At 74.5% G+C, this 13,739-nt stretch carries 11 protein-coding genes; 5 read left to right on the top strand and 6 right to left on the bottom strand.

Translation table 11 applies throughout. The annotated features are described in order from the left end of the window. The first annotated feature begins 59 nt into the window (after nucleotides 1–59). From eccCa to SM573_RS07305, 3 genes are all read left to right on the top strand, one after another. The gene (gene eccCa, locus SM573_RS07315) at nucleotides 60–4,049 is read left to right on the top strand and encodes a type VII secretion protein EccCa (RefSeq protein ID WP_474615786.1); all 3,990 of its coding nucleotides are present in this window, start codon (nucleotides 60–62) and stop codon (nucleotides 4,047–4,049) included. A gap of 74 nt (nucleotides 4,050–4,123) precedes the next feature. Continuing rightward, on the top strand, nucleotides 4,124–5,443 hold the full coding sequence (gene mycP / locus SM573_RS07310; RefSeq protein WP_474611391.1) for a type VII secretion-associated serine protease mycosin: 1,320 nt from the start codon (nucleotides 4,124–4,126) through the stop codon (nucleotides 5,441–5,443). Between the two features lie 39 nt (nucleotides 5,444–5,482). Further along, complete coding sequence (locus SM573_RS07305; protein ID WP_474611392.1) at nucleotides 5,483–6,247, top strand: phosphatase PAP2 family protein; 765 nt, start codon at nucleotides 5,483–5,485, stop codon at nucleotides 6,245–6,247. A 26-nt stretch (nucleotides 6,248–6,273) separates the two neighbouring features. On the opposite strand, the gene SM573_RS07300 is transcribed toward SM573_RS07305, so the two are convergent. The 6 genes from SM573_RS07300 to SM573_RS07275 all read right to left on the bottom strand — a co-directional run bounded on the left by SM573_RS07300 (nucleotide 6,274) and on the right by SM573_RS07275 (nucleotide 11,622). Beyond that, the gene (locus SM573_RS07300; protein WP_474615785.1) at nucleotides 6,274–7,452 is read right to left on the bottom strand and encodes a MarP family serine protease; all 1,179 of its coding nucleotides are present in this window, start codon (nucleotides 7,450–7,452) and stop codon (nucleotides 6,274–6,276) included. Nucleotides 7,453–7,515: 63 nt separating this feature from the next. After that, nucleotides 7,516–8,208, bottom strand: coding sequence for an NUDIX hydrolase (locus SM573_RS07295; protein ID WP_474615784.1), 693 nt, complete (start codon nucleotides 8,206–8,208; stop codon nucleotides 7,516–7,518). Continuing rightward, nucleotides 8,205–8,849 carry a TlpA family protein disulfide reductase gene (locus tag SM573_RS07290; protein WP_474611395.1) on the bottom strand — a complete coding sequence of 215 codons (645 nt, stop codon included), beginning with the start codon at nucleotides 8,847–8,849 and terminating at the stop codon, nucleotides 8,205–8,207. The genes SM573_RS07295 and SM573_RS07290 overlap by 4 nt, the downstream gene beginning before the upstream one ends. Beyond that, nucleotides 8,846–9,634 (bottom strand): endonuclease III, encoded by a 789-nt coding sequence (gene nth / locus SM573_RS07285; protein WP_474615783.1) that lies wholly within the window; start codon nucleotides 9,632–9,634, stop codon nucleotides 8,846–8,848. Before nth ends, SM573_RS07290 begins: the two co-directional genes overlap by 4 nt. A gap of 111 nt (nucleotides 9,635–9,745) precedes the next feature. Continuing rightward, the gene (locus SM573_RS07280; RefSeq protein WP_474615782.1) at nucleotides 9,746–10,903 is read right to left on the bottom strand and encodes a CapA family protein; all 1,158 of its coding nucleotides are present in this window, start codon (nucleotides 10,901–10,903) and stop codon (nucleotides 9,746–9,748) included. Between the two features lie 56 nt (nucleotides 10,904–10,959). Next, nucleotides 10,960–11,622: an adenosylcobinamide amidohydrolase gene (locus SM573_RS07275; protein WP_474611398.1), complete on the bottom strand. Its 663-nt coding sequence runs from the start codon at nucleotides 11,620–11,622 to the stop codon at nucleotides 10,960–10,962. A 218-nt stretch (nucleotides 11,623–11,840) separates the two neighbouring features. Between SM573_RS07275 and SM573_RS07270 the strand changes: the two genes are divergently transcribed. Both SM573_RS07270 and SM573_RS07265 read left to right on the top strand, forming a co-directional pair. After that, a complete protein-coding gene (locus tag SM573_RS07270) occupies nucleotides 11,841–12,518 on the top strand; it encodes a Crp/Fnr family transcriptional regulator (RefSeq protein ID WP_007073398.1) in 678 nt (225 codons plus the stop codon). A 173-nt stretch (nucleotides 12,519–12,691) separates the two neighbouring features. Beyond that, nucleotides 12,692–13,435, top strand: a complete 744-nt coding sequence (locus SM573_RS07265) for a metallophosphoesterase family protein (protein WP_474615781.1) — start codon at nucleotides 12,692–12,694, stop codon at nucleotides 13,433–13,435. Nucleotides 13,436–13,739 lie beyond the last annotated feature (304 nt).

The raw sequence follows: 13,739 nt of genomic DNA, 5'->3' as shown, positions 1-13,739 counted from the left end.
GACAGGACTTTACCTACGATGAGCCAGCCTCGGGTTACCGAGAGTTCTGGGGAGGGTCCGTGTCCACCGTCGTCGTCAAGCGCCCGCCCCGGCGGCCGGCGCCGGAGATCCCGACCGGTGAGCTGCCCGTCGAGGCGCCGCCGGAGATCCCCGCGGTGACCGGCGGTCGCTGGCAGCAGCTGCTCATGCTGCTGCCCATGCTCGGCGGCACGGTGGCGATGGCGATGATGTTCGGCCGGGGCGGCGGCGCCTACGCGTACGTGGTGGGCGGCATGTTCGGCCTCTCGTCGCTCGCGATGCTGGTCACCACGTGGGGCAGCGCGGCGGGCACCCCACGCAAGTCGGAGATGATGGCCGCGCGCCGGGAGTACCTGCGGCACCTGACCGCACTGCGCCGCCGCGTCCGGCAGACCGCCGCGCGGCAGCGGGCGGGCCTGCACTACCGGCACCCCGATCCGGGGCGGCTCTGGTCCACCGTGGCGAGCCACCGTGTCTGGGAGCGCCGGCCGACCGACCCCGACTTCGCGGTGGTGCGCGTCGCCGTCGGGCCGCAGACCCTGGCCACCCCGCTCGTCCCGCCGGTCACCCCGCCGCTGGAGGAGTTGGAGCCCATGACGGCCGGCGCGCTGCGCCGGTTCCTGGACGCCTGCTCCGTGGTGCCCGACCTCCCCGTGGCGCTCTCGCTGCGCAGCTTCGCCCGCGTCTTCGTACACGACGGAGGCGGTGCCGCCGCGGACGAGCCCGCCACGGTCCCGGCCGACGACGGCGGCCCCGCGCGGGGGGCGTCGGCGCGGGCCATGGTCCGCGCCGTCCTCACCCAGCTGGCGGTCTTCCACGCTCCCGAGGAACTGCTGGTGGCGGTCTGCGCCGGGCCGGAGCGGCGGGCCGCGTGGGAGTGGGTGAAGTGGCTGCCGCACGCCCGTCACCCGACCCGCACCGACGCGCTCGGCCCGGTGCGGCTGGTGACCAGCTCCGCCGTGGAGCTGGAACGGCTCCTCGACGAGCTGCTCGCCAGCCGGTCCCGGTTCAGTCCGGCCGGCCCGGCCACCGACGGGCCGCACGTCGTGGTGGTGCTCGACGGCGGCGACCTCACCGGAGCCGCCGAGCTGACCGGCGACGGCGGCATCGACGCCGTCACCGTGCTCGACCTGGACACCCCACCGCCGCGCCTGCTCGACCGGTACGCCCTCCTGCTCGACCTGCGGGACGGGCGGCTGCACTCGTACTCGGCCGACGGGCACGCCGAGGTCGGCACCCCGGACCGCCTCGACCCGCAAGACGCCGAGGCGGTCGCCCGGCGGCTGGCCCCGCTGCGCCTCGCCGGCACGGCCCACGGCACGGACGCCCCGGCGTACGCCGAGCCGGGCCTGCCGGACCTGCTCGGCCTCGGCGACCCACGGAGCTTCGGCGTCGAGCAGGGTTGGGCACCACGCGCGGCCCGGGAACGGCTGCGGGTGCCGATCGGGGTGGGCGCCGACGGCGGCGCCGTGGAGCTGGACCTCAAGGAGTCCGCCCAGGACGGGATGGGCCCGCACGGCCTGCTCATCGGCGCGACCGGTTCCGGCAAGTCCGAACTGCTCCGCACCCTCGTGCTGGGGCTCGCCGCCACGCACAGCTCGGAGCAGCTCAACCTCGTCCTGATCGACTTCAAGGGTGGGGCGACGTTCGCGTCGTTCGACCGGCTGCCGCACACCGCCGCCGTGATCACCAACCTGGCGGACGCGCTGCCCCTGGTCGACCGGATGGTCGACGCGATCAACGGTGAGCTGGTACGCCGGCAGGAGCTGCTGCGCCGGGCCGGCAACTTCGCCAGCGTGCGGGACTACGAACAGGCCCGCGCCGCCGGCAGCCCGCTCGCCCCGCTGCCGTCGCTGCTACTGATCTGCGACGAGTTCTCCGAGCTGCTCTCCGCCAAGCCCGACTTCATCGACCTCTTCGTGCAGATCGGCCGGCTGGGCCGGTCGCTCGGCGTGCACCTGCTGCTCGCCTCGCAGCGGCTGGAGGAGGGGCGGCTGCGCGGACTGGACACGCACCTGTCGTACCGCATCGGGTTGCGCACGTTCTCGGCGCTGGAGTCCCGGACCGTGCTCGGGGTGCCGGACGCACACGAACTGCCCCGCACTCCCGGCCACGGTTACCTGCGCTTCGGCACGGAGCCGCTGGTCCGGTTCAAGGCCGCGTACGTCTCCGGCCCACTGCCCCGCGGCGGCCCGGCGGCCGGCGACGGCACGACCGGCCCGCCCCGCCTGCTCACCTTCACCACGCACTTCGTGCCGGCGCCCGAGCCGGCAGCGCCCACCATGGCCACGACCGGCGAGGACGGCCGGGAGAGCCTGCTGGACCTGCTCGTGGAGCGGCTGGCCGGGCAGGGCCCGCCGGCCCACCAGGTCTGGTTGCCCCCGCTCGACCAGCCGCCCGCGCTGGACGACCTGTGCGGGCCCGTGGCGGTGCATCCCGCACGCGGCCTCACGACCGGCAACCCGGAGCTGCACGGCGCGCTCGGCGTGCCGGTGGCGATCGTGGACAAACCCTTTGAGCAGCGCCGCGACCTGCTCTGGCTCCCGCTGGACGGCGCGGCCGGGCACGTGGCGGTGGTCGGCGCACCGCAGAGCGGCAAGTCGACGGTGCTGCGCACGCTGATCTGCGCCCTGGCCCTCACCCACACCCCGATCGAGGTGCAGATCTACTGCCTCGACTTCGGCGGCGGCGGGCTGGCCGCGCTGCGCGGGCTGCCGCACGTCGGCGGGGTGACCGGTCGGGCCGACCCGACCGCGGTACGGCGCACGGTCGGCGAGGTCGCCACGCTGCTCGCCGAGCGCGAGCGCCGCTTCGCCGAACTGGGCGTCGAGTCGATGGCGGCGTACCGGCGGCGGCGGGCGGCGCAGGCCGCGACCGGCCGACCGGACGTCGACCCGTTCGGTGACGTGTTCCTCGTGGTGGACGGCTGGACCACCCTGCGCGGCGAGTACGACGACCTGGAGCCCCTGGTCACCGACCTGGCGACCCGGGGGCTCTCGTACGGGGTGCACGTGGTCACCACCGCGCTGCGCTGGCTGGACTTCCGACCGGCGATCCGGGACCTCTTCGGCTCCCGACTGGAGCTGCGCCTGGGCGACCCGAACGACTCCCTCGTGGCCCGTCGCGCCGCGGCGAACGTGCCGGAGAAGACACCCGGCCGGGGCGTCACGGCGGAGAGTCTGCACTTCCTCACCGCCCTGCCCCGGCTCGCCGGGGCGGACACCGCCGACCTCGTGAAGCAGGTCGCCGACGCGTGGACGGGCGCGCCCGCGCCCCGCGTACGGCTGCTGCCGCCGGTGCTCCCGTACGCCGACCTGGACCTCACGGCGACGACCGGGCTGCGGCTGCCCGTCGGGATCGCCGAGGCCGACCTGCGGCCGGTGGTGCTCGACTTCGCCGCCGAGCCGCATCTCGTCGTCTTCGGCGATGCCGAGTGCGGCAAGTCCTCGTTCCTGCGGGCGCTCGCCACCACCGTCACCACGCGCTTCACCCCGGAACAGGCCCGCGTGATCCTGGTCGACTACCGGCGCAGCCTGCTCGGCGCCATCGAAACGGCGCACCTGATCGGCTACGGCACCGCGGCCGCGCACGCGACCGACCTGGTCGAGTCGGCCGCCGGCTACCTCGCCCGCCGGATCGCCGGCCCCGACGTCACCCCACAGCAGCTGCGCGAGCGCTCCTGGTGGTCCGGGCCGGAGCTGTTCGTGCTCGTCGACGACTACGACCTGGTGGCGAGCGGGCCGGCCAACCCGCTGCGCGCGCTGGAGGAGTACCTGCCCCAGGCACGCGACGTCGGTCTGCACCTGGTGCTCGCCCGGCGCTCCGGTGGCGCCGGTCGTGCCCAGTACGAGCCGATCGTGCAGCGGCTGCGGGAGCTCTCCACGGCCGGTCTCGTGATGGCCGGCAGCCCGGACGAGGGGGCACTGGTCGGCCCGGTCCGCCCCGGGCCGCTGCCGCCCGGCCGTGGTCGTCTCGTCACGCGGCGGGAGGGCGTACGCCTCGTCCAGCTGGCCCACCTGCCCGCGCCGTGACCGGTGTCGACGGATCGCCCCAGGATCGGGGCGGAAACCGGTAATCTCCGATCGTCGTGTTTCCGATGGGATGAATGGCTGAGGATGTGACTGGGGTTCGGCACGGCTGCCCGGCAGCGGTCCGGCGGATCGCCGGCCGGGTGCTGTTCGGCGTCGCGGCGGCCGCGGTGGCGACCGCCGGTCCCGCCGTGCCGGCCGTCGCCGCCCATCCGGTCGCCCACGCGCCGCTGGCGTACGCGCCGACCGACGCCGCCGACCGCCCGGACCAGGTTCGCGACGAGCAGTGGCAGCTCGACGAGCTGAACGCCTCGGCCGCCTGGCGCAGCTCGACCGGGCGCGGGGTCACCGTCGCCGTCATCGACTCCGGAGTGGACGCCAGCCATCCCGACCTGGTCGGGCAGGTGCTGCCCGGTGTGGACCTGGTCGACCCGGGCGGGGACGCGCACGCCGACCCCGTAGGCCACGGCACCACGGTGGCCGGGCTCATCGCCGGTCGCGACGACGACAAGCGTGGCGTGGTCGGCCTCGCACCGGACGCGCGGATCCTGCCGGTCCGCGTCCTCGACGACGAGAACCGCTACGACGACGCGCTCATCGTGGCCCGCGGGGTGCGCTGGGCGGTCGACCACGGCGCCCGGGTGATCAACCTGTCGCTGGGTGGCAGCGGCGACAGCCCGGCCCTGGCCGCCGCCCTGGACTACGCCTTCGCCCGGGACGTGGTGGTCATCGCCTGCACCGGCAACGTCGCGAGTTCGACCACCACGACGGTCTGGTACCCGGCGCGCGAGCCGGGCGTGGTCGCGGTCGCCGGCCTGGAACGCAGCAGCGAGAACCTCTGGTCCGGGTCGATCACCGGCCGGGCGACCGTGCTGTCCGCACCGGCCACCGGGCTCGTCGGGGCCCGCCCCGGGGGGTACTGGCGGGTGCAGGGCACCAGCTTCGCCTCGCCGCTGGTGGCCGCCACCGCCGCCCTCGTCCGGTCGCGCTACCCGCAGATGTCCGCCGGCGAGGTGGTCAACCGGCTGGTGTCCACGGCCCGCGACATCGGCCCGACCGGCCGGGACGACCGGTTCGGTTTCGGGCTGGTGGATCCGGTGGCCGCGCTCGACGCCGATGTGCCCGCGGTGACCGGCAACCCCCTCGACGACAACACCTCGCCCGGCGTCGTCGGCTTCGGGCCGGCACCGGGTCTGGACCAGGGCGACCAGGTGACCGGCGTGGGCGATCCGCTCGGGTTCAGCGCGCCCCAGCAGCAGACCCGGTGGACCGCCCGGGCGGCCGGCGCCCAGGACGACTCGGCGCCGGAACGCCTCTGGACCGGTGCCGTGCTCTTCGTGGCGCTGCTCACCGGGGCGGCGTTGATGCTCCGCCGGTTGCGCCGGCCACGCCGCTGACACGGCTGATCCTCAGCCGGGCGGGGTAGAACGGACGCCATGAGTACGACCGGTCCGCGCACCCTCGCCCCCGCCGGTGCGCCCTGGCACCGCCGCCGACTCGATCCCGAGGGAGCGCGCGGCCTGCGCCTGACCCTGGCGGTGGCGGCGGGGTTCCTCGTGCTGGTGCCGTTCACGTCGCTCGCCCTGCTGGTGCTCGGGACGTGGCCGCCGCTGCACCGGCTGGACACCGCGGTGACCGACGCGTTGCACGAGCACGCGCTGGCTAGCCCGGGCTGGGTCCGGCTCATGAGCGTCTGGACCGACGTATTCGCGCCCATGCCGCTGCGGGTGGCCGCGCTGTTTCTCGTGATCTGGCTGGTCCGCCAAAACGCCCGGCGGCTCGCCCTGTGGGTCGCGGTGACCATGCTGGTGGGTGGGCTGCTCGGTCCGCTGCTCAAGCTGCTCGTCAGCCGCGACCGGCCGGAGCTGCTCGACCCGGTGGCCCGGGCCACCGGGTACGCGTTCCCGTCCGGTCACGCGCTCAACGCCACCCTCGCCGCCGGCGTGCTGCTCGTGGTCTTCCTGCCGTACGCCCGACGCCCGGCGCGACGCGCGATGCTCTGGGCGGCGGCCCTGCTGCTCGCGGTGCTGACCGGGGTGAGCCGGGTGGCCCTGGGCGTGCACTGGACGAGTGACGTGGCCGGGGGTTGGCTCCTCGGTACGGCGGTCGTGGCCGCCACCGCCGCCGCCTTCACCATCTGGCGCCACGCCGACCCCCGGGCCCCGTCGACCATGAACCCCCGGGCACCGCAGGGCGGCTGATCAGCGGCGCATCGCCCGGGAGAGGGTCAGGTGCACTCGCCGGTGCCGACGGCGCGGGTGCGCTCGGCGCCCGCCAGGGCCACCGGGCGGGCCTCCGCCGCGGTCACGGCGAACCCGGTGTTCGGGTCGTCGGCCGCCGCCGCGAAGATCACCCCGAGCACGAGCCCGTTGGCGGAGACCAGCGGACCGCCGGAGTTGCCGCTGCGCACCAGCGCCCGGATGGTGTAGATCTCCCGGGTCACGTCCCCCGAGGAGTAGATGTCCGGCCCCGTGATCCGGTCCACGTCACGGATCCGGGCCGACTGGGCGTCGTACGGGCCGTCGAGGGGGAAACCGAGCACGATCGCGTCCGCGCCGCTGCCCGCGTTGCCGGCGGCGAACCGCATGGACGGCCCGGGCAGGCCCGGCACGTGGAGCACCGCGAGGTCCCGGTCCGGGTCGTAGACGACCACGTCGCCGTCGTACCGGTCACCGCCCAGCTCCACCGCCACCGAGCGGGTGCCGGCGACCACGTGGGCGTTGGTCATCACCCGGTCGTCGGCGTACACGAAGCCGGAACCCTCGATCCTGCGCGAGCAGCTCGGCGCGGAGCCGAGCACCTTGACCACCGACCGCTGCCCGTTGACCACCACCTGGGAGCCCGCGAGCGCCGGGTCGGGCGGGGACACCTGCCGGGCCCGGGTCGGCGCGAGGTCACCGAAGACGTCCGGGAAGCCGTTCGTGTCGACGGTGTCGCGCAGCGCGGTGGAGAGCCGCTGCGCCTGGTCGGGCAGGACCCGGTCCACCACGGTCAGCAGGGCGCTGTTGCGCACCGACGCGGCCAGCCAGGGCAGCGAGGACGAGCCGAGCGGCACCGCGACGAGCCAGGCGACCAGCAGCACCGCGAAGAGCGACACGAAGGCCCCGCCCACGTCGTCGATCTTGCGGAATGTCTGACCGGTGATCGCGGCCCGCAGGTTCGAACCGAGCCAGCCGGCCAGCGCCTGACCGGCCACCGCGAGACCGAAGACCGCCAACAGGGAGATCAGCACCCGGGTACCGCTGTCGACGAACTGACGCGCCAGCATCGGGCCGACCTGGAGGCCGATCAACGCGCCGAGGAAGAACCCGGTGAACGACAGGATGCCGATGACGAAGCCCTGGCGGTATCCGCTGATCGCGAACACGAGCATGAGCAGCAGCAGGACGAGATCCACGGCGGACACGGGTCAAGCGTACGGGCCGTGGGCTCATCGGATGACCACCGCTTGCGGAAGGTGACCATGCGGTCAACGCACGGGGGTCTCGTCCACCTCGTCGGTGCCGGCGGAGGGGGCCGGGGTCGCCCCGGTCGGCGGCAGGTCGACCAGCCGCCCCGGTGACCAGGGACGCGCCCAGCCGCCCATGTCCAGCAGGGTGCTGAGCACGCCGGCGGTGAAGCCCCACACCAGCATCCCGCGTACCGAGAACGCCGGCCCGATCCAGCCGCTCGGATGGCGTACGCGCACCCGGTTCGCCGGGTCCACCAGCTCGGCGATCGGCAGCCGGGCCACGTGCGCCACCTCGGCGGGCTCGCAGGGGTGCACCGGGTGCGGCGCGTGCCACCAGGCGAGCACGGGGGTGACCACGAAGTCGCTGACCGGGATCCAGAGCTTCGGCAGCTCGGCCAGCACGGTGACGCTGGCGGGGTCGAGGGCGACCTCCTCGTTCGCCTCGCGCAGCGCCGTGGCCCGGGCGTCCGCGTCCTCCGGGTCGGCCGCGCCGCCGGGGAAGGCCGGCTGACCGGCGTGGGTGCGCAGGGTGGCCGCCCGTTGCAGGATCAGCACGTCCGGGCCGGTGCCGGGCTGCTCGCCGAGGAGCACCAGCACGGCGCTCTCCCGGCCACCGCTCTCCGGCGTCGCCAGTCGGGTGAAGTCCTCGGCCCGCGCCGTACCGAGCCGGGCCAGCAGCGGCGCCATCCAGTCGGGCGGGGTGCGGGTCACGCCGGCACCGCCACCCCGAGGTGCGCGCGGACGAGCGCGGCGAGGCGGGCGTCGTCCAGCGCGCCGGAGGAGTCCGTGTGCCGGATCCGGCCCTGCGCGTCGACCAGGAGCGTCAACGGGAAGGCGTTGCGGTTCAGGGCCCGTTGCAGCGCCTCACCCTGGTCGACCAGCATCGGGAAGCGGACGCCGAAGTCCTCGCCGATCGACTGCGCCGCGCTGCGGCTGTCCCGGCTGTTCACCCCGATCACCTGCAGCTGGCCCGCCGCCCGCTCGCTGAGGCGCTGGAAGGCGGGCAACTCCTTGCGGCAGGGCGGGCACCAGGAGGCCCAAATGTTGATCACTGCGGGTCCGCGAACGTCGCGGAGGGCGACCGGCGCGCCGCCGGTGAAGCAGGAGAGGGTCAGCTCGGGCAGCGGATCGACGGAACCGCCGGGGGCGGGCGCGGCGGTGCTCGGGACGGTGCCGTCCGGGACGGCGGCCGCCGACGGCGGGGTGGCGAGCGTCGCGCAGTCGGCGAACGGCGACGGGCGTTCGGCCCGCGGCCGGCTCGGCGCGGGCTCCTCGGCGCCCGTGGTCGTGCAGCCCGCCGCGGCGGCGAGGAGCAGCAGCGGCAGGAGCAGTGCGACGATGCGGCGGTTCACGGCACCTCCGCGGCGACCGCCTGGGCCGGCACCAGCTCCGGATCGACTCCGGCGGCGGCGGCCAGATCCCGGGCGCGGGGCCCCTTGAGCAGCTTGGCCGCCATCGCCGGGTCGGTCGGCCCGGTGCCGTACGAGGGGCAGAGCTTCGCGAGCGTGCAGGCGCCGCAGGCGGGCTTGCGGGCGTGGCAGACGCGACGGCCGTGGAAGATCACCCGGTGGGAGAGCATGGTCCAGTCGCGCTTCTCGTAGAGCGCACCGACCGCGTGCTCGATCTTGACCGGGTCGGTCTCCGAGGTGAGCCGCCAGCGGTGCACGAGCCGCTGGAAGTGGGTGTCGACAGTGATGCCGGGCACGTCGAAGGCGTTGCCGAGAATGACGTTGGCCGTCTTGCGCCCGATCCCGGGAAGGGTCACCAGATCGGCCATCCGGCCGGGGACCCGCCCGTCGTACCGCTCGACGAGGGCCTGCCCGAGCTTCATCAGCGAGTCCGTCTTGTTCCGGAAGAAGCCGGTCGGCCGGAGCAGCTCCTCCAGCTCGGCCCGGTCGGCGCCCGCGTAGTCGGCCGGCGTCCGGTAGCGCGCGAAGAGCTTCGGGGTGACCTCGTTGACCCGCTTGTCGGTGGTCTGCGCCGAGAGGATCGTGGCGACGGCCAGCTCCAGGGCGTTGGAGTGGTCCAGCTCACAGTGCGCGTCGGGGTGGGTCTCGGCCAGCACCCGGCCGATCCGCCGGGCGCGGCGCTTGCGCCCGAGGTCGGTCTCGCTGGCGCCGGGGGAGCTACTGGTCACGCCGGCCAGCCTACGTCGCCGGACCGACTCTCCCGGCGGCCACGCCCCGCCCGGTCCGCGCCGCCGGCCACCGCCCGGCCACCCGTCGATCCCGATCCGTCGGGCGCGGGGTCAGGCGGCGGGCGGGCTGATCTTCCCGTCGGCGTCGAAGCGCGCCCCGGTCTTCGGGAAGTCGCTGCCGCTGAGCTGCTTGACCAGCCCCAGGCCCCGATCGTCCGGGTCCATCGTCGGCTTGCCTGCGCCGTTCATGTACGTCGAGGTGAACGAGCCTCCGGCCCAGCTGCCGTCGGGGCGCAGCGACACCTTGAGCACCCCGCCCCAGCCGAGCCGCCCCGCGTTGCTCAACGAGTTGCCGCCGCCGGCGAAGTTCCCCAGGCTGTAGGCGATCAGCCGGCCCTTGTAGAACTCCATCCCCCGCAGCACGTGCGGGCCGTGGCCCACGATCAGGTCGGCCCCGGCGTCGATCATCGCCTTGGAGAACTTGACCGGATCGCCCCGGTTCTCGCCCAGGAACATCTCGGTGCCCGGCCGCACCCGGGTCTTGTCCGCACCCTCGGCGCCCATGTGCACCTGCACCACGACCAGGTCGGCCATGCCGGCCGCCTTCGCGACCACCCTCTTCGCCGCCGCGATGTCCACGAGGCTGTTGGACCAGACGTACGACGAGAAGCCCGCCACGGCGACCTTGACGCCCTCCACCTCCACCACGGTGATCTGGTCGGGGGCGCCGGTGTGTGCCAGGTCGTACTTCTCCAGGGCCTTCTGGGTGTTCTCGTACCCCTTCGGCCCGTAGTCGTAGCCGTGGTTGTTGGCCTGGTTGAGCAGGTCGAAGCCGGCGTCGCGCAGGTGTGCCGCGTACTCGGGCGGGGCGCGGAACTGGAAGCAGCGGGTGGAGTTCGCCCCGCACTTGCCGGTGCCGGTGTCGACCGTCAGCGGCTCCTCGAGGTTGCCCATCACGAGGTCGGCCTCGAGGGCCCGGCTCACCGAGTCGAAGAAGCCCTTGCCCCCGTTCGCGGGCAGCCGGCTCGGGGCGTTGCCCATGATGATGTCGCCGGTCGCGGAGAGCGAGATGCTCTCGCCGCCGGCCGCCGGGGAGCCACTGGCCGACGGGGCGTCCGTCACGGGTGCCCCGGTGGCGCCGCCGCCCGCGCCGGCCTGCCAGACGGGGGCCGGGCCGGAATCCGCGCAGCCGGCGACGAGGACGGCGAGCAGCGCGCCGAGCACGAGGGTGATCCGGCGGCGGGGCGAGGTGGGCGTGGCAGAGTACATCGTCCGCGACGGTACCGGGTCGGTTTGCCCGGCAGCAGGGCCGATCGGACGGAAGTTCAGCCGTTCAGCCGGTGTGACCAGGGCACGACGGTGCCGGCGCCGCCCGCGAGCACGGCCGCGTGCACGGCCCGGGCCAGCGGCGCCCCCCAGGCCGAGCGGGGGCCTCCGTAGGCGAACTCGGGCCCGTCGACCGGGCAGGCCACGGTCACCGCGTCCGTGGGGGTGCCGGTGGCCGCCAGGCCCAGGTCCGTGATCGCCTGCGTCTTCGCCTCGGTGGCGGTGGCCACCGCGTTGACCAGCGCGGCGTCCCCGAGTCGTGCCGGCACGTACACCACGATGTTGACCGTGCCGACCGGCTCGCCGAGCGCGGCGGGCGCGGGTTCGGCGGCCCGGACCGGCATGCCGAGCCCGACGGTCGCCCAGACGCGCACGCCCTCCTCGGTGCGGCTGACCACCTCGGCGACGTCGACCCCGGTCAGCAGCCCCACCCCGGGCCCGTCGAGCCCGAGGCCGTCGGCGAGCGCGGCCAGGTGGTCGGCGGGGTCGTCCCGGTCGTACGACATGGGCACTGTGGCGTTCAGGATCCAGTGGCGTACGCCGAGCCCGCCGCCCAGCGGCGCGGAGCTGACCGCCCGCAGCGGGGCCGGGGAGCGCCAGAGCAGCATCGGGACGTCGAGCCCGTCCTCCCGACGGGTGGTCAGCAGCGGCTCACTCAGCACGTCGGTGACCCTACGGCCCGGTCACCCCGCATGGCACCAGGGGCCGGTGGCGGGCGATCTTACTGGTCGGGTGGCACGGGCGGGTTACGCCCAACGATCAAGTTTCCAGGGGTGCACCTCTGATTACCGCTCACGTGCGCCTAGACTTGTCGGCGCGCGAGGGACCAGCGGACGGCGGACCCGGCCGAGGGACGGCAACGCGCAACCGGAGGTGCGCGATGGACGAGGTACTGGCCCGCAGCGGGATCTTCCAGGGTGTCGACCCGGAGGCTGCCGAGGCGCTCGCCAAGGAGATGGAGACGATCGAGGTCCGCAAGGGCGAGGTCGTCTTCAACGAGGGCGAGCCCGGCGACAGTCTTTACATCCTGCTGTCCGGCAAGATCAAGGTCGGGCGCCGGGCGGCGGACGGCCGGCAGAACCTGATCGCGGTGATGGGCCCGTCGGACATGGTCGGCGAGCTGTCGCTCTTCGACCCCGGTCCCCGGACGGCGACGGCCACCGCGGTGACCGACACCCGCCTCGTCCGGCTGCGCAAGCAGGCGCTGCGGCCGTGGCTGAACAACCGGCCGGAGATCGCCGAGCAGCTGCTGCGGGTGCTGGCCCGCCGCCTGCGTCGGACCAACGACTCCCTGGCCGACCTGATCTTCACGGACGTGCCGGGGCGCGTGGCGAAGAACCTGCTCCAGATGGCCGGCCGCTTCGGCACCCGCGACGGTGGCGTGCTGCGGGTGACCCACGACCTGACCCAGGAGGAGATCGCCCAGCTCGTCGGCGCCTCCCGGGAGACGGTCAACAAGGCGCTGGCGGACTTCGCCTCGCGCGGGTGGCTGCGTCTGGACGGCAAGAGCATCATCATCCTCGACCCGGAGCGTCTGGCCCGCCGCGCCCGCGTCTGACCCGCGCCGGTCGCCGGTCGGTCGACCACGGCCCGTACCGATCCCGGTCCGGGCCGTTCGGCGTGTCCTGACCGGCGCGGTCCGGCGGATCGGGGCGTGTCTGCCCGGCGCCGCCTGTCTGCCCGGCGCAGAATTCCTGGCTTCCGGCGCACCGGGAGCGGCACGCTCGACCCATGCTGAGTCGCGTCGCCGTCCTGTCCGACATCCACGGGGTACTGCCCGCACTGGAGGCCGTGCTGGCCGAGCCGGACGTGGCCGCCGCCGACCTCATCGTGCTCACCGGCGACATCGCCGCCGGCCCGCAGCCGGTCGAGGTGCTCGATCTGCTCGCCGACCTCGGCGAGCGGGCGTGCTGGGTGCGGGGCAACGCCGACCGGGAGCTGGTCGAGGCACGGGCCGGTCGCCCCGGCCCGATCGAGGTGTCGAACTGGGCCGCCGCCCAGCTCCGCGACGACCAGGCGGACCGGCTGGCGGCGCTGCCCCTCACGGTGACGCTGGAGATCGACGGCCTCGGCCCGGTGCTCTTCTGCCACGCCACCCCTCGGGACGACGAGGAGGTCGTCCTGGTCGACACGAGGATGCAACGCTGGGCGGAGGTCTTCGCGGACGTCCCGGCGGAGGTCCGCACGGTGGTCTGCGGGCACACCCACATGCCGTTCACCCGGCTGGTCGACCGGCGCCTGGTGGTGAACGCCGGCAGCGTCGGCATGCCGTACGGCGGTCCCGGCGCGTACTGGGCGCTGCTCGGGCCGGGGGTGCAGCTGAGGCGCACCGATTTCGACGTGGACGCCGCCTGCGCCCGGGTGGCCGCGGAGTCGGCCTACCCGGAGGCCGCCGAGTTCGCCGACGAGTACCTCCGCTCGCGGCACAGCGACGCGGACGCGCTGGCCGTCTTCGCCCCACGCGACGGACGCTGAGCGGCTCCGGTCTCGTCGCCGTCGGCGGCGGAGGCGGCCAGACGTTCAGGATGAGCGGGGACGGGGGTCTGGTCGCAGTGCTGTCGAGCTGCCCCAGAAACGGGGCAGGACGACACGAGCGCCCCTGACTGCCCCGCAACAGGTCCACCACCGTCGCCGAGGAGCGGAGAGGTCGGGCAGGCGGCACGAAGGGATCAGGGCGGACGGCGCAAGGTGCCCGGGCAGGTGGCACGAAGCCATCAGGCAGGCGGCCCAAGGGGATCAGGCAGGCGGCGCAAGAGGATCAGGCAGGCGGCGCAAGAGG

It is taken from the genome of Micromonospora xinjiangensis (assembly GCF_056150165.1).
This window is presented reverse-complemented; position numbering and strand designations above follow the sequence as displayed.

Coding starts and splice junctions, on each gene's coding strand:
- mycP (WP_474611391.1), top strand. CDS start 4,124: ATGGCTGAGGATGTGACTGGGGTTCGGCACGGCTGCCCGGCAGCGGTC.
- SM573_RS07305 (WP_474611392.1), top strand. CDS start 5,483: ATGAGTACGACCGGTCCGCGCACCCTCGCCCCCGCCGGTGCGCCCTGG.
- SM573_RS07280 (WP_474615782.1), bottom strand. CDS start 10,903: ATGTACTCTGCCACGCCCACCTCGCCCCGCCGCCGGATCACCCTCGTG.
- SM573_RS07270 (WP_007073398.1), top strand. CDS start 11,841: ATGGACGAGGTACTGGCCCGCAGCGGGATCTTCCAGGGTGTCGACCCG.
- SM573_RS07265 (WP_474615781.1), top strand. CDS start 12,692: ATGCTGAGTCGCGTCGCCGTCCTGTCCGACATCCACGGGGTACTGCCC.